This window comes from Roseofilum acuticapitatum BLCC-M154, from assembly GCF_030068475.1.
GTDB lineage: Bacteria > Cyanobacteriota > Cyanobacteriia > Cyanobacteriales > Desertifilaceae > Roseofilum > Roseofilum acuticapitatum.
On sequence record NZ_JAQOSP010000005.1, the window covers coordinates 1 to 21170 of the forward strand.

At 46.2% G+C, this 21170-nt stretch carries 26 protein-coding genes and 1 other annotated feature; of the genes, 14 read left to right on the forward strand and 12 right to left on the reverse strand.

Translation table 11 applies throughout. The annotated features are described in order from the left end of the window. The 3 genes from PMG71_RS00605 to PMG71_RS00615 form a co-directional block, all read right to left on the reverse strand. On the reverse strand, positions 1 to 546 hold a 546-nt coding region (locus tag PMG71_RS00605; RefSeq protein ID WP_283751690.1), incomplete at its 3' end, for a diacylglycerol/polyprenol kinase family protein. Positions 547 to 563: 17 nt separating this feature from the next. After that, positions 564 to 2207, reverse strand: a complete 1644-nt coding sequence (locus PMG71_RS00610; protein WP_283751691.1) for a DUF6930 domain-containing protein — start codon at positions 2205 to 2207, stop codon at positions 564 to 566. Positions 2208 to 2349: 142 nt separating this feature from the next. Beyond that, the gene (locus PMG71_RS00615) at positions 2350 to 2652 is read right to left on the reverse strand and encodes a YkvA family protein (RefSeq protein WP_283751692.1); all 303 of its coding nucleotides are present in this window, start codon (positions 2650 to 2652) and stop codon (positions 2350 to 2352) included. Between the two features lie 186 nt (positions 2653 to 2838). On the opposite strand from PMG71_RS00615, the gene PMG71_RS00620 reads away from it, so the two are divergent. Continuing rightward, positions 2839 to 3540 (forward strand): MotA/TolQ/ExbB proton channel family protein, encoded by a 702-nt coding sequence (locus PMG71_RS00620; RefSeq protein WP_283751693.1) that lies wholly within the window; start codon positions 2839 to 2841, stop codon positions 3538 to 3540. A gap of 127 nt (positions 3541 to 3667) precedes the next feature. On the opposite strand, the gene rseP is transcribed toward PMG71_RS00620, so the two are convergent. Beyond that, on the reverse strand, positions 3668 to 4759 hold the full coding sequence (rseP, locus tag PMG71_RS00625; RefSeq protein ID WP_283751694.1) for an RIP metalloprotease RseP: 1092 nt from the start codon (positions 4757 to 4759) through the stop codon (positions 3668 to 3670). Between the two features lie 372 nt (positions 4760 to 5131). On the opposite strand from rseP, the gene secE reads away from it, so the two are divergent. From secE to PMG71_RS00665, 8 genes are all read left to right on the forward strand, one after another. Continuing rightward, positions 5132 to 5359: a preprotein translocase subunit SecE gene (gene secE, locus PMG71_RS00630; RefSeq protein ID WP_283751695.1), complete on the forward strand. Its 228-nt coding sequence runs from the start codon at positions 5132 to 5134 to the stop codon at positions 5357 to 5359. 2 nt (positions 5360 to 5361) lie between these two features. Continuing rightward, positions 5362 to 5994: a transcription termination/antitermination protein NusG gene (gene nusG, locus PMG71_RS00635; protein ID WP_283751696.1), complete on the forward strand. Its 633-nt coding sequence runs from the start codon at positions 5362 to 5364 to the stop codon at positions 5992 to 5994. 21 nt (positions 5995 to 6015) lie between these two features. Then, positions 6016 to 6441 (forward strand): 50S ribosomal protein L11, encoded by a 426-nt coding sequence (rplK, locus tag PMG71_RS00640; protein WP_283751697.1) that lies wholly within the window; start codon positions 6016 to 6018, stop codon positions 6439 to 6441. Positions 6442 to 6558: 117 nt separating this feature from the next. Further along, a complete protein-coding gene (gene rplA / locus PMG71_RS00645) occupies positions 6559 to 7275 on the forward strand; it encodes a 50S ribosomal protein L1 (protein ID WP_283751698.1) in 717 nt (238 codons plus the stop codon). 23 nt (positions 7276 to 7298) lie between these two features. Further along, positions 7299 to 7470: a sequence feature (ribosomal protein L10 leader region), on the forward strand. Between the two features lie 54 nt (positions 7471 to 7524). Beyond that, complete coding sequence (gene rplJ, locus PMG71_RS00650) at positions 7525 to 8073, forward strand: 50S ribosomal protein L10 (protein ID WP_283751699.1); 549 nt, start codon at positions 7525 to 7527, stop codon at positions 8071 to 8073. A gap of 48 nt (positions 8074 to 8121) precedes the next feature. After that, positions 8122 to 8517, forward strand: coding sequence for a 50S ribosomal protein L7/L12 (gene rplL, locus PMG71_RS00655; RefSeq protein WP_283751700.1), 396 nt, complete (start codon positions 8122 to 8124; stop codon positions 8515 to 8517). 238 nt (positions 8518 to 8755) lie between these two features. Further along, entirely contained in the window at positions 8756 to 9520 is a 765-nt protein-coding gene (locus PMG71_RS00660; RefSeq protein WP_283751701.1) for a HEAT repeat domain-containing protein, read from the forward strand. A 162-nt stretch (positions 9521 to 9682) separates the two neighbouring features. Next, positions 9683 to 10576 (forward strand): EthD domain-containing protein, encoded by an 894-nt coding sequence (locus PMG71_RS00665; RefSeq protein ID WP_283751702.1) that lies wholly within the window; start codon positions 9683 to 9685, stop codon positions 10574 to 10576. 65 nt (positions 10577 to 10641) lie between these two features. Here PMG71_RS00665 and PMG71_RS00670 read toward each other — a convergent pair whose 3' ends face one another. Next, positions 10642 to 11226, reverse strand: a complete 585-nt coding sequence (locus PMG71_RS00670) for a DUF3611 family protein (RefSeq protein ID WP_283751703.1) — start codon at positions 11224 to 11226, stop codon at positions 10642 to 10644. 482 nt (positions 11227 to 11708) lie between these two features. Between PMG71_RS00670 and PMG71_RS00675 the strand changes: the two genes are divergently transcribed. Next, the gene (locus PMG71_RS00675; RefSeq protein WP_283751704.1) at positions 11709 to 12104 is read left to right on the forward strand and encodes a PadR family transcriptional regulator; all 396 of its coding nucleotides are present in this window, start codon (positions 11709 to 11711) and stop codon (positions 12102 to 12104) included. Positions 12105 to 12221: 117 nt separating this feature from the next. Here PMG71_RS00675 and accD read toward each other — a convergent pair whose 3' ends face one another. The 5 genes from accD to PMG71_RS00700 are packed head-to-tail and all read right to left on the reverse strand — an operon-like array spanning position 12222 to position 16726. Further along, positions 12222 to 13184 (reverse strand): acetyl-CoA carboxylase, carboxyltransferase subunit beta, encoded by a 963-nt coding sequence (gene accD / locus PMG71_RS00680; protein WP_283751705.1) that lies wholly within the window; start codon positions 13182 to 13184, stop codon positions 12222 to 12224. Between the two features lie 35 nt (positions 13185 to 13219). Further along, complete coding sequence (locus tag PMG71_RS00685; protein WP_283751706.1) at positions 13220 to 13435, reverse strand: putative signal transducing protein; 216 nt, start codon at positions 13433 to 13435, stop codon at positions 13220 to 13222. Positions 13436 to 13439: 4 nt separating this feature from the next. After that, positions 13440 to 14222 (reverse strand): prepilin peptidase, encoded by a 783-nt coding sequence (locus PMG71_RS00690; protein WP_347179161.1) that lies wholly within the window; start codon positions 14220 to 14222, stop codon positions 13440 to 13442. Between the two features lie 33 nt (positions 14223 to 14255). Then, positions 14256 to 14549, reverse strand: a complete 294-nt coding sequence (locus tag PMG71_RS00695; RefSeq protein ID WP_283751708.1) for a hypothetical protein — start codon at positions 14547 to 14549, stop codon at positions 14256 to 14258. Positions 14550 to 14578: 29 nt separating this feature from the next. Beyond that, entirely contained in the window at positions 14579 to 16726 is a 2148-nt protein-coding gene (locus PMG71_RS00700; protein WP_283751709.1) for an IMS domain-containing protein, read from the reverse strand. Between the two features lie 372 nt (positions 16727 to 17098). On the opposite strand from PMG71_RS00700, the gene pdhA reads away from it, so the two are divergent. Then, complete coding sequence (gene pdhA, locus PMG71_RS00705) at positions 17099 to 18130, forward strand: pyruvate dehydrogenase (acetyl-transferring) E1 component subunit alpha (protein ID WP_283751710.1); 1032 nt, start codon at positions 17099 to 17101, stop codon at positions 18128 to 18130. Between the two features lie 83 nt (positions 18131 to 18213). On the opposite strand, the gene PMG71_RS00710 is transcribed toward pdhA, so the two are convergent. Continuing rightward, on the reverse strand, positions 18214 to 18597 hold the full coding sequence (locus PMG71_RS00710) for a hypothetical protein (protein WP_283751711.1): 384 nt from the start codon (positions 18595 to 18597) through the stop codon (positions 18214 to 18216). 68 nt (positions 18598 to 18665) lie between these two features. Beyond that, the gene (locus PMG71_RS00715; protein ID WP_283751712.1) at positions 18666 to 18953 is read right to left on the reverse strand and encodes a hypothetical protein; all 288 of its coding nucleotides are present in this window, start codon (positions 18951 to 18953) and stop codon (positions 18666 to 18668) included. Between the two features lie 151 nt (positions 18954 to 19104). Between PMG71_RS00715 and PMG71_RS00720 the strand changes: the two genes are divergently transcribed. The 3 genes from PMG71_RS00720 to PMG71_RS00730 all read left to right on the forward strand — a co-directional run bounded on the left by PMG71_RS00720 (position 19105) and on the right by PMG71_RS00730 (position 20993). After that, a complete protein-coding gene (locus PMG71_RS00720; RefSeq protein ID WP_283751713.1) occupies positions 19105 to 19695 on the forward strand; it encodes a hypothetical protein in 591 nt (196 codons plus the stop codon). A gap of 71 nt (positions 19696 to 19766) precedes the next feature. Then, positions 19767 to 20210 carry an SRPBCC family protein gene (locus tag PMG71_RS00725; RefSeq protein ID WP_283751714.1) on the forward strand — a complete coding sequence of 148 codons (444 nt, stop codon included), beginning with the start codon at positions 19767 to 19769 and terminating at the stop codon, positions 20208 to 20210. Positions 20211 to 20270: 60 nt separating this feature from the next. Continuing rightward, on the forward strand, positions 20271 to 20993 hold the full coding sequence (locus tag PMG71_RS00730; RefSeq protein ID WP_283751715.1) for a Uma2 family endonuclease: 723 nt from the start codon (positions 20271 to 20273) through the stop codon (positions 20991 to 20993). Positions 20994 to 21170 lie beyond the last annotated feature (177 nt).

Sequence of the window (21170 nt, forward strand, 5' to 3'; positions counted from 1 at the left end):
AGCTCGTCCTGTATTCGTGAGCAACAGTAAGGGAATATGGGTGCTTAAAAAAGCAACGGTGAAAAAGGCGATCGAACCTTCCGCACTTTTACGTCCTTCTGAGGTGCTATAAGTGTGTAATCCATAGCTCACTCCAATGAGGGCCGCGACTGCATCTCCCAGGGTAAGGAGAAGCATCGGAATCAGATAGTAGACGAGATTACCTTGGGACAGGGTAAAAACAATGGCAACCGATAAGGGAAAATAGACTTCCCCCCAAGAGCTACGACCGACGCTATCAGTCACACTACCCAACTGTTGATGAAAGTAGGGGATAAACTTAATACCACACAAAAAGGCGATCGCCCCCATAGCCAAGCCGATCACCGGCAGGGGAGAATCAAATAACCAGGGAAAGCCCAAGGTAACCAATCCCATCCCCACATGAAGCAATTTACGCACCCATTCCGGATGGGGAGATCTCCAACGCTGATACCCTCGCAACAGCATCATCAATCCCCCCAGAATAGATAAGACTAAAAGTACGCTAACCCAAGCGGGAAACATAGCCCATTAACAGCTTTTTATAAAAGATACCTGTTTTTTTTCAAAATCCCTAGTTTTAGATCCTCAACTGACAAAAATTTGGCTTCAAATAAGGCTAACATATCTTTTGCTTGAGGATTGCCACGGGATTTGCCTCTCATCCCCATAGCAATAATTAAACCACAATAGCCTTGAAGTTTACGACACTGAGCTTCCCACTTTTTCCGATTTTTCTGGTGTGCAGCCGTGAGTTCAAATTCATCAAATAAGTATAAATCTCCATCTCCAGTTTGAAGAATCCCCAGATCGAATGTGGTGTCTGTATAGGGATCTTCTCCTAAATTAAATCCAATGCCATCCAAGCCGTCAAACATTTGTAAATCCTCGATTAAGATCTTGGCATTCCGTTTACTGGTTTGAATAATAACTACAGGTAATCCTTGTCCCATACCTCGAATTTCTTCCGGTGCAGCAGAATTAAACTCGATTTGTTTACTCAGACTTTCCCAAGTTTCCCAAGGCAGAATATCCAGACGACAGAGGGCATTTTCCGGAATTAAATCATCTTGCACTAGGGGGAAATTGACCTCTTCATCTTCTTCATCCCCTGCTGAAGATTTCATCATGGCATCCAGTTCTAGGGCAACTTCGGGTAGAGTTTCCACTTTCACCAATAAGGAAGATTTTTGATCTGCATCAGTTTTGGGGAGGGAAATGCGGTAGCGTTGCTCGATAGAGGTAAAAGTTTCTAGATCCAGGGAATTCTGAGTAGATTTGAAGAATCGATGCAAAGCTTCTAGGGCAACCATCATGGCGACCGGTTCTCGATCGTATAAGGTGGTGCGTAAGCCTTCGAGGGGATGAATTACGCCAAAAGAGGGTTCAATTTCTGACCAAGAGAGCAGATCTAGAATATATTCTTCTTCGGCTAACTCGGCGAAGGCAGAATCATCTTTGAGGTCGAAGGTGATAAAGAAGCAGTCTTGATGAAACAGAGCTGTTTCTATGTCTTGCATGGTTTTATGCTCGATGACTGCTTGGCGAAATTGTTTGAGAGAGTCGAGGGAACGGTAGAGCAAAATTCCGTATTCTTCACCGAGCATTCCCAGGATCGAAACATAAAAGTTTTCAATATCCCATTGATTGAGTTGTACGGAGAGAATTTGATGTTCGGCTAGGGTTTGCCAGGGTTGAATTTGCCAAATTTTTTTGGCGCTTTTAGATAAGAATGTTAGATATTCTGGAGGGATTTGGGGAGGATGTTGGGCCACTTCTTGGGCCATTTGTTGAAAGAGATGATCGATGAGGGGGAGTTGGGGCCGGTATTCGATGACAATATCGAGGTTTTGTAATACACCTCGGAGATAAAATTGGATTTCGCGATCGCAGACTACGATTTTTTGGGGCCGACTGGGTTGACTGGGAGCAGAGGGTGCTTCCATGGCTTTGATCAATGCTCGGACAATCGCCTCTGGGCCAACTTGAGAACTTACCATGTCCATCGATCTAACTGCCCCTTCTGAGCCATCTACCCATAAAATGCATTCAGGAGCAGACCCACTGGGGCCCGATCCTGGCCGTAGGGCAATGGGTAAAGCGCGGCGCTCTCCTTCCCAAATACTCTCTCCTGGTTGAGGTAGCTGTTGAAGACGGCGACAGGTGGAGGGGGTTAGGGTGATCATAGGGTTGTGTCTAGGAATGGCCAATAAGGATCTAGGGTTGATCTCAACTCTAGATCCTGATTTTAATGGCGATCGCGTGACTCCTGGCAATTCCTCCTGTTTTGCCCGATTTTGGCCGCAGCCCATCCCTTGGTCTAGGAGACTAATCTAGGGAAATGACATCTACATCAACAGTGCTTTGGGGTTCAGTTCCTTCCCCTGGAGAGGGAGTAGTAGCAGAGGCTTTAGCTTTCACCCGGTCTAAAATCAGTTGGGAGACCTCGGAGAGCAAAATCACCATAACGGCTACATCGTCAATTTGACCGGCGATCGGAAATACATCAGGGGAAATATCTAAGGGACTGAAAATATAAACCAATGTCCCCAAAATAATCCACCAGCGATACTGGGGATTCCGAATCATGTTTCGATACCAAGTGTACAGGGATTGGATGGGATTACTCATAAGATCTCTTTCTCTCATTGACTCTATTGTGGCAAACTCTTATCCTAAATGCGGGTAAGGATTTCCTCACCCCCCCGAAAACCTGATAATAAACTCCGAACACCCAAAAATTCACCCTAAAATGTAAGACAATCGAAGAATACTCAATCCATTACCCGGCGTTTAGGCACAGAGAACCACACAACCATGACGATCGCAGAAATTTTAGAGAAGGGGGGGTTAACCATTGGCCCATTACTGTTCTTATCTGTACTTGCCCTCAGTACCATTATTGAACGGTTATGGTTTTGGTGGACAGTCTTAACCAAGGAAAAAGAACTGATTGGACAAATCCTCGAAGCCGCACGGGAAGACTGGAGAACTGCGCCAGAAATTGCCCGACGCGCCAGCGATCAACCCGTAGGTCGGTTTCTCTATGCTCCCTTAAGGATCAAAAATGCCGATCCAGAAGCGTTCCGTTTAGCCTTAGAAGCAGCAGCCGATGATGAATTAGCAGCCATGCGCCGGGGGGATAAAATTCTAGAAGCGGTGATTTCCCTCTCTCCCATGTTAGGACTCTTGGGAACGGTATTAGGATTGATTAATTCGTTAGGCTCCATTAGTATTGGTGATTTAGCCACCTCTTCTACCCGTGGCGTAACCTTGGGCATTGGGGAAGCCTTAATTAGTACCGCCGTCGGTTTGGTCATTGCTATTACTTCTGTAGCCTTTTATCGCTTATTTCAAGGCTTGATTTTTATGCAAGTCAAGCTCTTTCGCCGTGCCGGAAGTGAATTGGAGCTATTGTATCGTCAATATTGGTCGGATGAGGAAAGCGATTATTTGGAAAAAACTCCCCGCACTTTGGGCAAAGGTTCCGTGAAAGCTGATGGTTCTGATGCTCCTTAAGGACATGAAGGGGCGATCGCGCCCCTTTATGAGAACTTAGAAGAGACCCAAAATGTACTCTATTTACTCAAGACAACAATGATAGGGAATCTCTATTATTGCTTAATCGTACTCGGTTGAGCCTATATTACTCCAGAAGTTGTTGAATAAATTCCAACTGAGTCGTGTCGCGAATGATCAAGAAAATGCCTAAACCTAATAAGAGCATAATCCCGGTTTGCATGACATTTTCTTGCACCTTAGTCGGCAGAGGTTTACCGCGCAAACCTTCGACTAAGAGAAAGGCCAATTGACCGCCATCAAGGGCCGGTAGAGGCAAAATATTTAAGACGGCTAAATTGACACTAATAATGGCGGCAAAAAAGGCTAAACTGCCGGAATCCGATCGCGCTAATTTGGCTCCTTCCTCCACAATTTTCACCGGCCCGCCCACTTGGCCAGCCATGGAGCTAAAGTTAGTGATTAGTTGCCCGAAGCCTTGAACCGTCCGCACTACAATGTCTTGAAACTGCTCTGCGGCTAAACCCAACACTTCAAAGAGGCCTTGAGGCGATCGATAGGTGGGCGTACCATTAGGAAATAATTGTACCCCAATCCGTCCTTGTCCATCGGGCCCGGGTTGAGGAGTCACCTGTAAGGGAATGACCCGCTCATCTCGCTCCACGGTTAAGGTTAAGGGTTGATTGGGAGCTGATTGAATGGTTTCTTGCACAATACCAATAGCGGTTTCAGACGCGCCCAATTCCTGACCATCGATGCTGAGAATGATATCACCTGCCCGAATACCGGCTTGGGCGGCCGGGGTATCGGCGGAGAGGACTTGAGGGACTAAGACCCCTGGTTGATAATTGATGCCATTGGGAACCCCTTGAAAGCCAAACTGAAGCGCCAAAACCAGATAAGCAAAGATTAAATTGGCAATGACTCCCGCACTAATGACGATCGCCCGGTCTAAGATGGGGCGATTATTGAGTAGATCCGGATCGTCAGGCGGTATGGTGCTTTCGGGGTCTTCATCAGGGAATCCCACAAACCCCCCTAGGGGGATGGCTCGAATCGCATATTCGGTTTCTGGCCCCTGATATTTCCATAGGATGGGGCCAAAGCCTAGAGAAAACCGGTTGGCATGAATGCCCTGGAGACGGGCGGCTAAAAAGTGGCCCAATTCATGGACAATAATTAAGACGACGAGAACTGCGATCGCTGCCAAATAACCCATAGGAGTTACTAAAAATTACCACTAAACAACACTATCTTCTTATTGTAAGCGGTAAATCCCTACAAAACCTCCCGTCCTAAATAGGGTTGCAGGACTTCGGGATAGTTAAGGGAATCGTGTTAAACTGGTTAAGGGGTATTGGTTCAAATCCTCCAGGGCGCGTTAGCTCGTTATTTTGCCAGCGTGTCATCAGTCCCGGTTAGGGCTGCCAGAACAGCCGCCAAGGAAGTGGTGTTAAAGGTCGTAAAAATCAACACCAGTCCGTTAGACTGGAAATTAACACCAGGGTAGAGAAAGCGTCCCCCATAATCCTCCTATGGAAAAAGCTCAATCCTTACCCCATCACTCAATTAGAAGGGAGATCCAAACACCGTGGCCAAAAAAGAAACCGCGCAAGTACAAGAAAAAAGCGAAAACCCCATAGAGGTGACCCAGAAATTTCTGGAAGGAACCAAAGACGAACTGCAAAAAGTTGTTTGGCCCTCGCGCCAACAACTGATCAGTGAGTCTGTTGCTGTAATGTCCATGGTAGGACTATTCGCATTCCTCATCTTTGCAGTTGATAAACTCTTTATTTGGACAGCCAGTCAGGTATTTTGATCATGGTATCAGAGGAGTCTTTCGAGTCAAATTCCCAAGAAACAGACCTTGAAGAAACCGAAAACAAACGGGCTGAAAAGCCCAAATGGTATGCCGTACAGGTTGCTTCTGGTTGTGAAAAGCGAGTGAAAAACAACCTTGAACAGCGCAAGCAAACCCTCAACGTAGCTAACCGCATTCTGGAAGTTAAAATTCCCGAAAAATCGACGGTTCAATTCCGTAAAGGAGGGAAATCTCAACAGACTGTAGAAAAAGTCATTCCTGGGTATGTCTTGATTCATATGGTTCTAGACGATGAAACCTGGCCGGTAGTCAAAAACACCCCTAATGTGATTAACTTTGTAGGGGCAGAACAAAAACGTCGCTACGGTCGAGGACGGGGGCATGTTAAACCTCTTCCCCTGAGTCCAACAGAAGTCGAGCGCATGTTTAAACAAACCCAGGAAGACAAAACAGTGGTCAAAATTGAGATGGCCCCTGGTGACAAAATCCTGGTCTTATCTGGGCCATTTAAAGATTTTGAAGGAGAAGTCATTGAGGTGAGTCCAGAACGGAGCAAACTCAAAGCCCTCCTCTCAATTTTTGGTCGAGATACCCCAGTTGAACTAGAGTTCAATCAAGTCGAAAAACAATAAATTTAATGAGGATGATTGCCAATGGCTAAAAAAGTGGTTGCCATGATTAAATTAGCCTTACCTGCGGGTAAAGCTAACCCTGCTCCTCCCGTTGGCCCTGCCTTGGGTCAACATGGGGTAAACATCATGATGTTCTGTAAAGAATACAATGCCAAAACGGCCGATCAACCGGGAATGGTGATTCCCGTTGAAATCTCCGTTTATGAAGACCGCAGTTTTACCTTCGTTCTCAAAACCCCTCCCGCTTCGGTTCTGATTAAAAAAGCTGCCAAAATCGAGAGAGGTTCGGCCGAACCGAACAAACAAAAAGTGGGAACCATTACCCGCGCCCAACTGCAAGAAATTGCCCAAACCAAAATGCCCGATTTGAATGCTAATGATATCGAGGCAGCCATGAATATTGTGGCCGGAACTGCCCGAAATATGGGAGTCAAAGTGGTGGACTAGAAGAAAACTTCTTCTTGTGCTATCATAATAAAATTGTCTACTCGTAAGACAACTCTAATGAACTAATGCGGGGGAGAAGTTAAACCTTCGTTATCCACCCCAGGAGATTCAAAAAAAATGCCTAGAAAGCAATCGCGTAGACTGCAAGAGCTGTACAAAAAAGTAGAAGAGCGGCCCTATGAACCTTTAGAGGCTATCCAGCTACTTAGAGAAACAGCAACAGCCAAATTCCCCGAATCGGCAGAAGCCCATATTCGCCTAGGAATTGATCCCAAATATACAGACCAGCAATTAAGAACTACCGTCGTTTTGCCCAAAGGAACAGGTCAAACGGTTCGCGTAGCTGTTATTGCTAGGGGGGAAAAAGTTGCAGAAGCATCTAATGGTGGAGCAGATATCTTTGGTTCTGAAGAACTGATTGATGAAATTCAAAAAGGACGGATGGACTTCGATCGCCTGATTGCTACTCCAGATATGATGCCTCAAGTGGCAAAACTGGGTCGTTTATTGGGGCCCCGTGGCTTGATGCCTTCCCCCAAAGCGGGAACAGTAACCTTTGATGTAGCCCAGGCGATTTCTGAAGTTAAAGCCGGTAAACTGGAATTTCGGGCTGACCGTACTGGAATTGTGCATATTCTCTTTGGCAAAGCTGCCTTTAGTGCGGAAGATCTTTTAGATAACCTGAAAGCTATTCAGGAAACGATCGATCGTAATAAGCCTTCTGGTGCTAAAGGGCGATACTGGCGCACTGTTTATATCTGTGCCACTATGGGGCCACCCATTGAGGTCGATATTTCGCTGTTGCGAGATCTTAAGGTTGCTGAGGCTGCCTAACGTTTATACTCTAAACCTCTGAATTTTTTATATCGATTCAGCCCAAGATAGCAGGTGCGTACTGCTTAATTTCCTGCCGAGGCCCGTCGAAAGTGTTCTTTAATATCCTCTAGCCAGCTCAGTCTGGTTTGACGGTATAGATCATTTTCCCCAACAACGCCCCGGCTGCCCTGTCGGGGCGTTGTTGTTGGGCGACTTAATGCCACAGTCAGAACATACTCTGACTCAGACCATGGAGGTAACACATCAATGGGGAGAACCCTCGAAGATAAAAAGGCGATTCTCGCCGAACTTCAAGAGAGCTTGAAGGATGCCCAACTGGCCGTTGTGATTGATTATAAGGGGCTGTCGGTTGCTGAAATCACTGATTTACGGCGACAACTGCGCCCGACTGGAACGACCTGTAAGGTGACTAAGAATACCCTAATGCGTAAGGCTGTAGAAGGGAATGAAGCTTGGGAACCGATGAAGGAGTTTCTCTCTGATGCTTCGGCCTTTTTGTTGGTTAAAGATGATATTGGTGGAGCCATTAAGGCCTATCAAGGGTTTCAAAAAGCCACCAAGAAAACTGTCCTTCGGGGCGGGGTTATGGAAGGCCGTGCCCTCTCCGAAGCAGATATTAAAGCCATTGGCGACTTGCCCTCTAAAGAGCAACTTATGGCTCAAATTGCTGGGGCAATCAATGGCGTGGCCACGAAACTGGCCGTTGGAATTAATCAAGTTCCATCTTCTATTGCCCGTGGCCTTCAGGCCTATGTGGACAAAGAAGAAGGGGATGCTGGTAGTGATGCTGCCTAGAATCCCCTTCACGCGATCGTAAATAACTAATACGGAGTATACCTAACTATGTCTGCTGCTACTGACGAAATTCTGGAAAAGCTAAAAACCCTTTCTTTGCTGGAAGCTTCTGAATTGGTTAAGCAAATCGAGGAAGCTTTTGGGGTTAGTGCTGCGGCTCCGGCTGGTGGCATGATGATGATGGCTCCTGGTGCTGCGGCTGCGGCTCCGGCTGAGGAAGTGGACGAGAAGACCGAATTTGACGTGGTTCTTGAGGAAGTTCCTGCTGATAAGAAGATTGCTGTTCTTAAGGTGGTTCGTGCCCTTACCGGTTTGGGTCTGAAGGAAGCCAAAGAAATGGTGGAATCTGCGCCTAAAGCGGTTAAAGAGGCAGTGGCTAAAGATGCGGCAGAGGATGCTAAGAAACAGCTTGAAGAAGCGGGTGCTAAGGTTAGCATTAAATAGAGAACTATTGGCCTGAATTGATATAGCTTGAGGGGGGATTTAATCCCCTCTTTTTTTGTCTATGGTGCATCAGTAATGTTTGCCCTCTTCTTTCCGCTCTTTCTCACAGGGAAGAAAATAAAAAATATACCAGAGCGTATGTATGATTGAAGAAGGCGATCGCTAGAACCATGAGGAAGACCAGATCGATCGCCATCCTAGTTGAGTCTGACCCCCAAGATTGAGTACACTCTCTATTATGCAAATCAATAATGACCCCCAATCCGTACTCAACGACAACGTTGACTTAAGCAGTCCCCTGGATAATCTAGGGCCCATCGATGGGACTCCAGAGAGCGCCCCACCTCCCGATCCAGAGGAAATGTTGCCTTTGCTCGAATCCTCAGTTCCCCAAGAGCGGATGTTGGCAGCGAGGGCGTTTTGTGAAATCCAAGACCATCGAGCGATTCCCCATCTAATTCGATTATTGGGCGATCGCTGTCCTTTGGTGCGCGTTAGTGCCGCCTATGCTTTGGGACGTAATCCCTCCCCAGAAGCGATCGAACCGATTATTGACCAACTGCAACGGGACTGGAATGGCTATGTCCGCAAGGGTTTAGTCTGGTCATTAGGCAATAATCGCGATCGCCGTAGTTTAGTCCCCTTACTGGACTCCCTGCGTACCGATATCCCCGCCGTGCGCCTCTGGGCTGCCAGTGCCTTAGCCCAAATGGCCCAAGTTGGCTATGAAGCCATTATTAGTGCAATTCCGCCCCTGATTGAAGGTCTGCGTCGAGATCCGATTCCTGCTATCCGCAGTAACTGTGCCTGGTCTATTGGCCAACTGGCTCGCGAACTGCCCTCCAATGTAGTTTATGCGGGGGCGATCGATGGTCTGATTGAAGCTTTTGTAGAAGATGAAGACCTAGGAGTACGGGAAGATGCGCGATCGGCCCTGCTGAAAGTGGGAGACCCCAGAGCCTTGCAACTGATTGAAGAATTGGAACAAGAAGGATGGTTTTAATTAGGTTTGAGGAAGGATTGAGCGATCGGATATCTCTAATCACTTCATTCAATTTATGATCTAGATATACAACTTCAAACTTCTCCCAAACCAGACTTGATATATAATTGATAATATTTAGGATTTTTGGCCAAAATTATCGATAGGGAGACCTAACCAATCATGCCCAATTATGCAGACCGAGATAAAGAAGCAACCATTAGTCTTTATTTTATGACGTGGAAGCGTCATCATGTTGATTTAGAAACATTTGATAGTTACTGGGGTAATGTTCACGGCCCCATAGGCGCTCGCCTATCTGCTCTATACCAATACTGGCAAATTCGTACTTGCAAGAATTATGGAGATATTTGGAATCCGATTGAGGGAGTTACCACTACCTCAATGCCAGAAGAAAACTTTGATGCTATTGGCGAACTAACATTCAAAAGCCAAGAAGAAATCCCAACATATATAAAACTAGGGATGGAGTATTTGGGAGATGACGATCCTAACTTCCTGCGTAGAAATATTGCCTATGTCACGACTCCTATTACTTACTATGACGAAATTGAAAATCCTGCACCCACTTGGGAAACAGAATACGATAAATTTCATATCATGATCCGTAAAAATGATGGTGTCAACTTACCGGATTTTCATGAATGGATGCAAGTGACTTTTGCTCCTCAGTTAGCGAAGAGTGCCTCAGTTATCAAACTACGCTTAAACTTGATGCTTGAAGCCGACAAAACTCGTACAGATGGCAATGGCGTATCCTATAGTCAAGATCCTGCTATGGATGTTCAAGCCGCTATGGAAATCGGTTTTAGAAATCGCCTGGCTTTACGAACTTACTTGGCTTCTGATGAATATAAGTCACTGACTACAGAAATGAAAAAATATGTTAAGTCATTTCAACCTTACCCAGAACGCAGTAAATCTACTTTTGTTTATAATGGAACACCAACTCTAGCAGGGCAGAGGGGCTTATCTGGAGCATTAGCAATTGAAAAACTAGGAGCAATGAACCAAGTTCGCGAAAATATTACTCAGCTAATGTTAGGGCAAGGTTAATTGAACCCTTGGGTTCATTGGGTGTATTCAAACATTGAATACACCCAATGTCTTTTTATGAAGCGTTAGGACTTAGGGCGATTAATAACATTCAATAGCCAGAGACTGCCGACAATCGAGACAAAATGGGAGACGGTGGTATGGGTATTTCCGAGCAAGACAAATAAATCAATGGGTTCAATAAATCTGCCCAAATCGGCTCCTGTGGGAATTAAGCCTTGGGGTTGAAACAGAGATTTACCCAGGAGAATGCCGGTAATAGCTTCGGCAGCTAAGAGGGAGAAGCTCATGCCGACAATATTACAGACTAGGCCAAATTTAATCATCTGGATGGTGGTAGCCTTGGAGGGACGGACACTGGTATCAGGAGATCGCAGTTGTCGGGCTAACCGAGTGTAGCGAAACGCTTGGAAAATGCTGAAATAAAGGACAAGCAGACCGCAAATAGCAAAAAACGCCCCTCCTCCACGACCGGGATCTTGGATTCCCGCTCGCGTCTCTTGACCAATTAGGGCAAATAGAAAGATGATAGAGGCAATCGTCCCTAACACCACTTGAGTCCAAAAGCTAATCCAAGCCGTCAGACGCAAGTTCCCCGAAAATTTCTCGACAGCAGGGGGAAGGGCATAGTATTCAGAGTTCTCAGGCATAGTGATTCGCTACAGCTCCACTCCTTAATCTAGCAGGAAATCTGGAGCGGCGATCGCCAGCCAATCCAGAATTATTTGTAGCCTCAAGAATAATTATGTTATCCTGCATGGTTGATAAGGATAAAGCGTATATCTTAGAGCATCCTATTCTGGATTCTAAGGGAAACGCCTGTATTTATTGATGTAAGTGGTCAACTCATTAACCTCCCTGTGCCCATACAGGGATTTAGACCTCAGCTCAAAGGATTCTCCTGCCAATCGGGGTAAACATCGACTCTCAACCCAAAACTACTGGCATTTGGGTTCATCTAGGTTGGGCTACTTCAGGTGTGCATCTCAAAATTACCCAAAATCTCTTTTCAAGTTAACCTGAGCCAGTCTTTAACGTTTTGTAAGGGAATTTTCATAACCAGGGCTGCATTTACTCAAGTCCAGTTCATTGACCTGATTTGAGTTCATTCATGCTTGTGCAGAGAAAAGCTATGACATTTGAAGAAATTTATCGTTTTTTCCAAAACCCACCGCCGATTCATCTGAATACCGAGTTAGCCGTCTGTTATGTCTTGTCCGTCTTAGTGAATAAAGATTCTTATGGAACCGAACTGATTCGACTGCTGAAAAAACAGTATCCCCAATACCGCCTATCAGATACAGTTCTCTACAGTGCCCTCAAATTCTTGGAAGAGGAAGAGATGATCACCGGATATTGGAAGAAACTCGCCCGACGGGGACGGCCTCGACGGATGTACCAGATCCAATATCGCGGCCGTTCCCAAGCTCAAGAGTTGGCGATCTTATGGCAGGAATATACCCGTAATGGGGCCGTGGAACTGGCTACTCCTACGTTGAATGTGCGGCAAACGGTCTCCCAATCTTAGGCAACTGCCTGTGATTGAGAGAAGTTATATCAAATAACCGATAACCATTAGGACAGGTTGTAGGGGCGAACGGCCGTTCGCCCCTACCTCTAACATTTTCAGGGATTCAGTCAACGATCAATTCTCAACACCCAACTGATGACTGTTGAGGGTAGGATCGGGCAAAGGATAGGTTAAAGTATCTCCATTTTGCTCAACTTTATCTATTTTTGGCGTTTGTTCTATCCCTCCATGGAGTCGCATCAACTGAGCTAAAGTTTTCTTCAGTTGGGTACGGGGAACAATTAAATCAACAAAGCCATGTTGCAGCAAATATTCCGAGGTTTGGAAATCATCGGGTAGCTTTTCCCGTAGGGTTTGCTCAATGACTCGTCGCCCGGCAAAACCAATAGTCGCTTTCGGTTCAGCTAAAATGAGATCGCCGAGCATGGCAAAACTGGCAATTACGCCCCCAGTGGTGGGATGGGTGAGGACTGGCATGTAGAGTAAACCCGCTTCTTGATGACGCTCGACAGCTCCTGAAATTTTGGCCATTTGCATTAAACTAAGCATTCCTTCCTGCATTCGTGCCCCTCCAGAGGCACAAATGACGATCGCCGGTATTCCCTCTGAAGTGGCTCTTTCCAACAGTCGGGTAATTTTTTCCCCCACAACCGATCCCATGCTACCGCCCATAAAGCCAAAATCCATGACAGCTAGGGCAACTCGCAGACTGTCCAACTGACCCAAACCGGTTTGGACGGCATCGTTTAGATGGGTTTTCGCTTGATATTCTTTAAGGCGATCGCTATAACGTTTGCGGTCTTTAAACTTTAAGGGATCGTCCGGGCGCAGATCGACATCTAAAGGTGTCCAAGTATTGTCATCGATCAATTGGGCAATCCGTTCATTGCTATCGACCCGAAAATGGTGTTCGCATTCCAAACACACCATTTGATTGCCTTGTAAATCCTTCGTATAGGTCAAAACCCCACACATGGGGCATTTCGTCCACAACCCATCGGCAATTTCTCGCTCTTGGCGTTCTGGACTAATGGGAGAAGTTTTTTGTCTGTTAGCAAACCAATCAAATAAAGACATGAAAAATAAAGAGGTTATCTAAATGAAACGTTAAATTATTCCTCCGCGATCTCCTCAATTTCGCTCAGAAGCAACAAAGCACTCCAACGATGTTCGGGGGCAACTTGTAGGGCAGTCGGAGACCCCATACCTAAATAGGAAGCCACCCCGCAATCGAGCAGACGGGTGGGGATTTCCTGGGCAGTAAGCAACTGTTCCATCAGTTCTGCCTCCCAGCGAGTTGAGGTTGTGCGAATCGTAATCCAAGACACTCGATTATCCTATCAGGTTCGGCGGGAAAAAGAACTGCACATAAGCGGATATAATCCGATCGCCCCAGAAGATAGTCAGGGCCCCGCCAAGGGCGAGGAAGGGGCCAAAGGGCATTTTTTGACGGCGTTTGAGTTGGCCCGAGGCGATCGCCCCTAAACCGACCACAGCCCCAATTAAACAAGCGAGAAACCCTGATAATAACAGCAATTTCCACCCCAACCAAGCCCCGATCGCCGCCGCTAGTTTAGCATCTCCTTCGCCCATGGCCGCTTGACCGAGCAGAAACGACCCCAAAATAATAATCATTTCAAATAACCACAAGCCTAGGATGGCTCCAAACATGCCATCAAGGAACGGATCGTCTGCTCCTCCACCTCGGAGCAGTTGATAGAGCAAACCCGCCACCAGCCCAAACTGAGTGAGGCTATTGGGCAAGGTGAACGTATCCCAGTCAATCATCGCCAGTACCAACAGCCAACTCAAGCAGAGGCAATATCCCACCGTTTCCCAAGAGAGGCCAAACTGAAGATAAACCCCTAAAAACAGTAAACCGGTAATTCCTTCAATAGTGGGATAGCGCCAAGAAATCGGACTGTGGCAATAGCGACATTTTCCTCCCAAAGCCAGCCAACCGAACACCGGGATATTATCCGCCACACTCAAGCGATGGGAACAGAGGGGACAATGGGACGGAGGGAACAGGATCGATAAACCAGCCGGAACCCGATAGATGACCACATTGAGGAAACTGCCGATCGCCAATCCTAGCATTAAGGCGATCGTCATACTCGGAATTTCAATCCACACTCCGCACCTCCCTTAATAGAGTTGGGTTTCCAAATGGTTAAAGGGAATAAACACCTCTGTTGGCAGCAGAGCCAAGCCTTCCTGAAACACCAAAACGGCCCGATAGCTCACCTGATTCACCACTACACCTAGGGGCTGTTGAAATTGGTCTGTATGTTTCTCGGCCGCACCATCGGCCACCGTCCGATAGACCCCATAGGTATCACGAGCGACCCGCACTAAGGTAGGATCGACAACATCCAGACCATTCGGGACATAAATTGGATAATAGGGATAACTGGGGGATTCTAAAAGGACTTGTACCACAGAGCAACTTTCCTCAGATTACAGGCCATTTACACCGACCAATCTTGAATTCGCCATTGGCCCTCCTGACGAATCAACTGATACTGAACTCGAATTTCCTCACTATAGGAAGCTCCCCGATCCACTTCACCATTACGGTAAAACTCTACTGACTCATTCACCGTAGCATCCACCGTTGCTCGGTTGGCATCATCCCTATTTACCGTGACTTCGTTAATGGTCACCTGATGCTCATAGTCCCCATAGAAATTATCTTGCTTGTCTTGTGTTGCCCGTTGTCTTTGAGTTGACAAAGCTGGATCGACCAAAATTGAAGACAACAGATCGAGTTCATAACTTGAACCAAAGGCCTTAGCCTTTGTACTTAACCAAGTTTCAACGACAGTTTTTGCTTTTTCTTCGGTTAATGGCCCGGTATCGGCCGTGGGTTGGGCGGGGGGTTCAGGAATTTCTACGGGGGGTTGATTCAGCATTAATTGTAACTGTTCCCCTTCCAAGGTGGGAGTGTTGTTGAACAGGGAACCCACCAGACCCAAAACTTGGCCGATTAGCCAAATGAAGATCCATAATCCTAGTAACCCTCCAGCCACCAATAAGGCCAAGCGTCCCCAATGGATAGAACGGCCAACGGTTTTAGAGCTACCTCGGCGACTCTGAACCCGTCTTTGGACGGGGCGCTGATTTTCTCGGCGATCGCGAGAATCATTTTGGGAAGGGCTATTTTTGGGGCGATCGCCGACTTGAGTTGGTTCAGAGCGGGTTAACGTGGCTGTTCTTGCGGCCGAGCGCTTGGGCTGAGTCTCTCCACCTTCTCTGAGGGAAGGAGAAGGGACAACCTGGGAATCTTCCGTTTTTTTCAGATTTCCACCCTCTGCACTCTCGCGCATTGTCGTCCTTTCTGGCGTAGACTCCACCACACTCCATTGATTCTTTTCACTGCGATCTAAAGGTAGAGCTTCTAGATAGGCTTGTACTTGGTCATCAGCAAAATACTCTTTCAAGGTCTGCTTGCACTCAGCCAGATCCTGGAAATGGGGAAAAACCTCTTCATGTAACCAACGCTCACTATACAAACACAAACCGGGTAACAAATCGGGAGCGCCCTGAGAATTTTCCCGGATAAAAGCTAACTGTTCGTATTCCCGACTTAAGTCTAGAGCTTGACTAGCTTCTTCCGTTTGCCCTAACAGCAAAGAACAGACCGCCTGTTCTAAATGGACATCTTGCCGAGACCCCAACCGCATAAGCATTCGTTTCGCTCGGTTAATCAGGGCGGGTTGTTTGTAGGCAAATCCCCGTACCAATAGGGCATACACTGCTAAATAGGTGGCTACCGCCGAAGGGCGTTGGGCTTCTGTTTCAAAGAGGGTTTGTTGTTCTAGGGAAGTCAGATAACTGCGGAGTTGTTGTATGAAGCGCAAAAAATCATCAATACTCAGTCCTGAGCGATCGTCCCCTGTCCCATCGAGTCCCCCCCGTTCTTCTAGCATATCTCGCAACATTTGAATCCCATGGCGATGGGCAAGGGCATCATTGGCATTTTGGGATAACAATTCTAGAATCCTGTAAGGACGCAGTTTATACAGATCTCCTTGCAGCTCTCCGCGCAATCCCGGAAAAACCCCTTCTTTCAGCAGCAGTTTTTCACCCTTTTCTAGGGATAGGGCCGCTTGCTCATAGGTTCCCTGTTGCCATTGTTCTCGGCCCAATTCCAGACCAGAGAGAGCAACAGTTAATACAATATCAGCACGGGACAACTGAGGAATAGCATTGAGTTGCGATCCCGTTTCCGTCTCAGAGGCGAGATTTTCGAGATGTTCTTGCCCTAAATTCAAAACTAGCTCATATTCACCCAATTCTAGGAGAATCAAGAGGGCCCCTAAGATGTGAGGGTCTTCGAGTTCTAGGGACGGTAAAGTTTCTTGAATTTGCTTCTCTTCTTGGGCTTGTCCGGGGAGAGCATGAAAGGTTTTTTGGTCGTAAGCCGTTTTTGCTTCCGGATTGGATAAAATGCTGTAGGCCCGATCGAGCAGGGACTTTCGCGAGCCGATCGCCGTTTCCGAATATTCCCGCCGAGGCAATTGCATGGTGCGATCGCGGTGGGCCTGTTGCAACTGTTCGGCAGTTGCTTGTAGTGGTACGCCTAAAATTCGGTAATAATCGAGCGGAATACGCACAGTTTACTCCCTCAGCAGCAATGCTTACAGTTTAGGGTCTGGACAACCGGCCCCCTTCTAACCCTTAGAATTATACTTCGCTCAACGATTCTTGTCTTGCTCTCATTGATATTTTTTCCTCAAGTCGTGGGAATTAGGGAATTAGGCAATAGGCAATAGGCAATAGGCAATAGGCAATAGGCAATAGGCAATAGGCAATAGGCAATAGGCTGTTCTCCATCTCCCTATCTCCCTATCTCCCCATCTCCCCATCTCCCCATCTCCCCATCCCCCCATCTCCCCATCCCCCCATCTCCCCATCCCCCCATTGACGTATACTAGGCCTTTGCAGAACAATAACGTCAGCTTGTAGTGGTAGAAAGGGAAGCATTAATGGCTCAAGAGAGGATTGTACCAGAGTTTGACTCATCTTCAGTGCAACTGGGTCAAGAAGAAGGACTCAGACTTTATGAAGACATGGTACTAGGACGGGTATTTGAAGATAAGTGTGCAGAAATGTATTACCGGGGCAAAATGTTCGGTTTTGTCCATCTGTATAACGGTCAAGAGGCCGTAGCTTCTGGCGTAATTAAATCCATGCGTCAAGATGAAGATTTTGTCTGTAGTACCTACCGAGATCATGTTCATGCCTTGAGTGCTGGAGTCCCTGCACGGGAGGTGATGGCGGAGTTGTTTGGCAAAGCTACCGGATGCTCCAAAGGTCGGGGTGGCTCCATGCATATGTTTTCGGCTGAACATAAACTTTTAGGCGGTTATGCATTTGTGGCTGAAGGTATTCCTGTGGCCACGGGTGCAGCGTTTCAGAGTAAGTATCGCCGGGAAACCATGGGAGATGAAAGTGCCGATCAGGTGACAGCTTGCTTTTTTGGCGATGGAGCTTGTAATAATGGTCAGTTTTTTGAGTGTTTAAATATGGCAGCTTTGTGGAAGTTGCCCATTCTGTATGTGGTCGAAAATAATAAATGGGCGATCGGTATGGCCCATGACCGCGCTACTTCAGTTCCAGAAATCTATAAAAAAGCCCATGCCTTTGGAATGCATGGGGTTGAGGTGGATGGAATGGATGTTTTAGCGGTGCGGGAAGTGGCAAAAGAGGCGATCGCCCGCGCCAGAGCTGGAGAAGGCCCCACCGTCATTGAAGCCCTAACCTATCGTTTCCGAGGCCATTCCTTAGCCGATCCCGATGAACTGCGCTCTAAAGATGAGAAAGAGTTCTGGTTTCCTAGAGATCCGATCAAACGATTTGCCAGTTATTTAACCAGCAAAGGATTAGCCACTGAGGAAGAATTAAAAGGTATCGATCGCAAAATTCAAGAAGTGGTCGATGATTCCGTGAAATTCGCCCTCGAAAGTCCCGAACCCGATCCCAGCGAACTCTACAAATATATTTTTGTAGACGATTAATCTATTATTAAATATCACCCATGATGTAGGGGCGAACTGCCGTTCGCCCCTACAAGTTTTAACAATACCAGTGCCTAGCGCTATTAGCGAATAGGCCCGTTGTAGTCAACTCTCACCCAAGAGCCATCTTTAGCCACCGTAACCACACTTTCGACAGTGGGTACAGAAAAACCAGGTTCACCGCCATAGAATTTAAACATCCAACTGCCATCCCCATTATCCACAAAGGGAGAAGAGGTCGCATTTCCGTGCATGGAGGTTTCTGCACGATATTGACTCAACCCTCCATTGGCTTGTTCAGCAGCTTGACGAGCCAAATTTTTCGCCCGACTTAAGCTGAAAATATCTTCGACTTCTACTCTAGTTGCTGGATCGATGGGTAGGGGATTTGGAGTTTGAGCAAAAGCACCCAGAGGGATGAGGGTTAAACCAGTAAGCGCTAAGACACTCATTAAAGAATTAGACATTTTGAGATGACCTCTCATGAGGAATGAATCATTTTAACTACAATATCCAGAGACGATGAACTAGGTGTTTAAGTTCCCCTTACTGATTCCTGACCATTTATTTTTTGAATTCTCTTTTTTAAAGTATAAACTAGACAATATCCTTCCGCAAACTTCAGACAATAGCTGCTGACTAACTCCCAGCCACTTTTGCCGTATATATTTAAGATCTTGACCACTATTTTGGGTTTACAAATTGCACCCTTTTGGCGACGAAAGTGAGTAATTTGACCCTGGGGATAGAGCGATCGCACGGCGGTGATTTTCCCCGTGCGATCGCACATAACCAGCAGTTCTAAATAGCGCCAAATACCCATGAATCTTTAGGAAATCCAATTTCTCACCCTCCGTTAAAAAGTTCACCCTTTTCCCAAGCGATCCGGAACTTCCCAGATCGAAACCATTGTTGATTGCTAACAATCCCATTACCATAGTTTAGAGTCAGCCTATTGTTGCTTTATTTTGGCTATGGTTAAGCTTCGTTCTCCCTTATCTCACGTTCTCGGATATACCCTTACCCTGATGATGTTCTGGGGAGATACTCCACCTGCACAGGGGCAATATCAATATCAAAATCCCGGTGTACCTCTTCCTTCTATTGTTCCATTAGATACAGCATTATTGGAAGAAGTTGAACAAAGTAAAATTATAAAACCAGGCACAGGAGCAGTAGTTACGGAGAATACGATTGAAGAAGGTCGCTTAACTTTACCGAGTTTATGGTGGGCCGGTGAGCAATATGGCAAGGATCTACTGGTCACCTGGTTAGCTTATCCCAATGAGGGTTACCCTTATCCTGGACGAGTTCATTTAGTGGTTAACCGTCAGGCTTGGCGAGAGACTTGTTATTTGAACCAGTATGAGTTTCTGACTAAAATGGGGGCGATCGCCAGTGACTATGGCTATAATACCCGTCTGTTTAACCGCCAAGGAGAAATTTTAGCGACCTATACCTGTACCTTTGTGACGATTGACGGTCGCGAGAAGCCTCAGTTGTGCAATGTTCAAGGCTTGATTATTACTCAAGGAGTACATCAAAATTGTGTCGTTAGTCCGTAGAACAGGGAAGAAAATCCTATGATAGACTAGAGGGATAAACGTTATATTTTTACTTTCTCTAAACTCCTTTTATGAAAGATTGGTTAGAACATAGTGTACAAGTTGAAGTTGAAGCCCCCATTGAATTCGTCTGGGAGTTATGGTCAGATCTCGAACAAATGCCCCGATGGATGAAATGGATTGAATCCGTTCAAGTATTAGAAGAAAATCCCGAATTGTCTCGCTGGAAATTAGCTTCAGGAAACTTTGAATTCAGTTGGCTCTCCCGGATTTTAAAACAAAGTCCTAATCAAATTATTCAATGGGAATCAGTGGACGGCTTGCCCAACCGAGGAGCCATTCGCTTTTATGACCGCCATGAAAGCAGTATTGTTAAATTAACCGTTGCCTATGCTATTCCCGGAATTGTGGGAAAACTGATGGATAAATTGCTCGGCCCGACTGTAGAATCAACGATTCAAGCAGACTTAAATCGCTTTCGAGCCTATGCGCTTCAGAAAATGAGCGATCGGTAATCAGTAATGATTGTAACTGTCAACAAGCAATACAATAGATAAAAACTCAGGAGTAAACGAATGCTACTCGAATACTATCCGAAAGCTGGCTTACCCTCAGCGAAAGATTTACCTGACTCGGATGATACACCTGTGGATAATGAACTGCAAGATTTGATTCCTGCCCTACTGAAAGCCATGCTCGCCTCAATTTGGTCAGAGAGAATGGACTGGTTTTTTGGGGTAGATATGGGAATTTATACCGATCCCAACCAACCGGCTATTGTTCCAGATGGGTTTCTGAGTGTGGGTGTACCCAGAATTATCGATTCAGATTTACGCTTATCCTATGTGCTTTGGGAAGAGCAAAAAGTGCCCACCTTAGTGTTAGAAGTGGTCTCGCAAACCCGAAGAGGAGAATATACCCAGAAAAAAGAACAATATGCCCAATTGGGTGTTCTCTACTATGCCATTTATAATCCCTTACGAAAACAGAAGCAAAAATTGGAAGTTTATCAACTTTCTGAGGGAGATTATCAATTATTATCAGGGGAACCCGTCTGGTTGGAAGAACTGAATTTAGGTCTCGGTCGAGCTGAGGGAACCCATCAAGGAATTACCAGAGAATGGCTCTATTGGTATGATGAGACGGGGAAACGTTATCCGACTCCAGAGGAAAGAGCGAATAGGGCTGAGTCAGAGCTAGAGACACAAAAACAACGAGCCGATCGCGCCGAATCCGATCTGCAACAGCTACGGGAAAAACTCAGGAAACTCAACATCGATCCCGATTCTCTCTCCTAGTTTCTGCTAAATGGGCTACAAATTTACAGTTTTTTTCTCTAAATTAAGGAAATACTAAGAAATATTTCAGAACCCTTGGGTTAGATCTGATCATTTTATTAAGAAAACGGCGATCGCCCTTTTTTGCCGTCAAAATCTATCCTACATCTAAAAGCAACGGTTTCCAGCTCAGGAGAC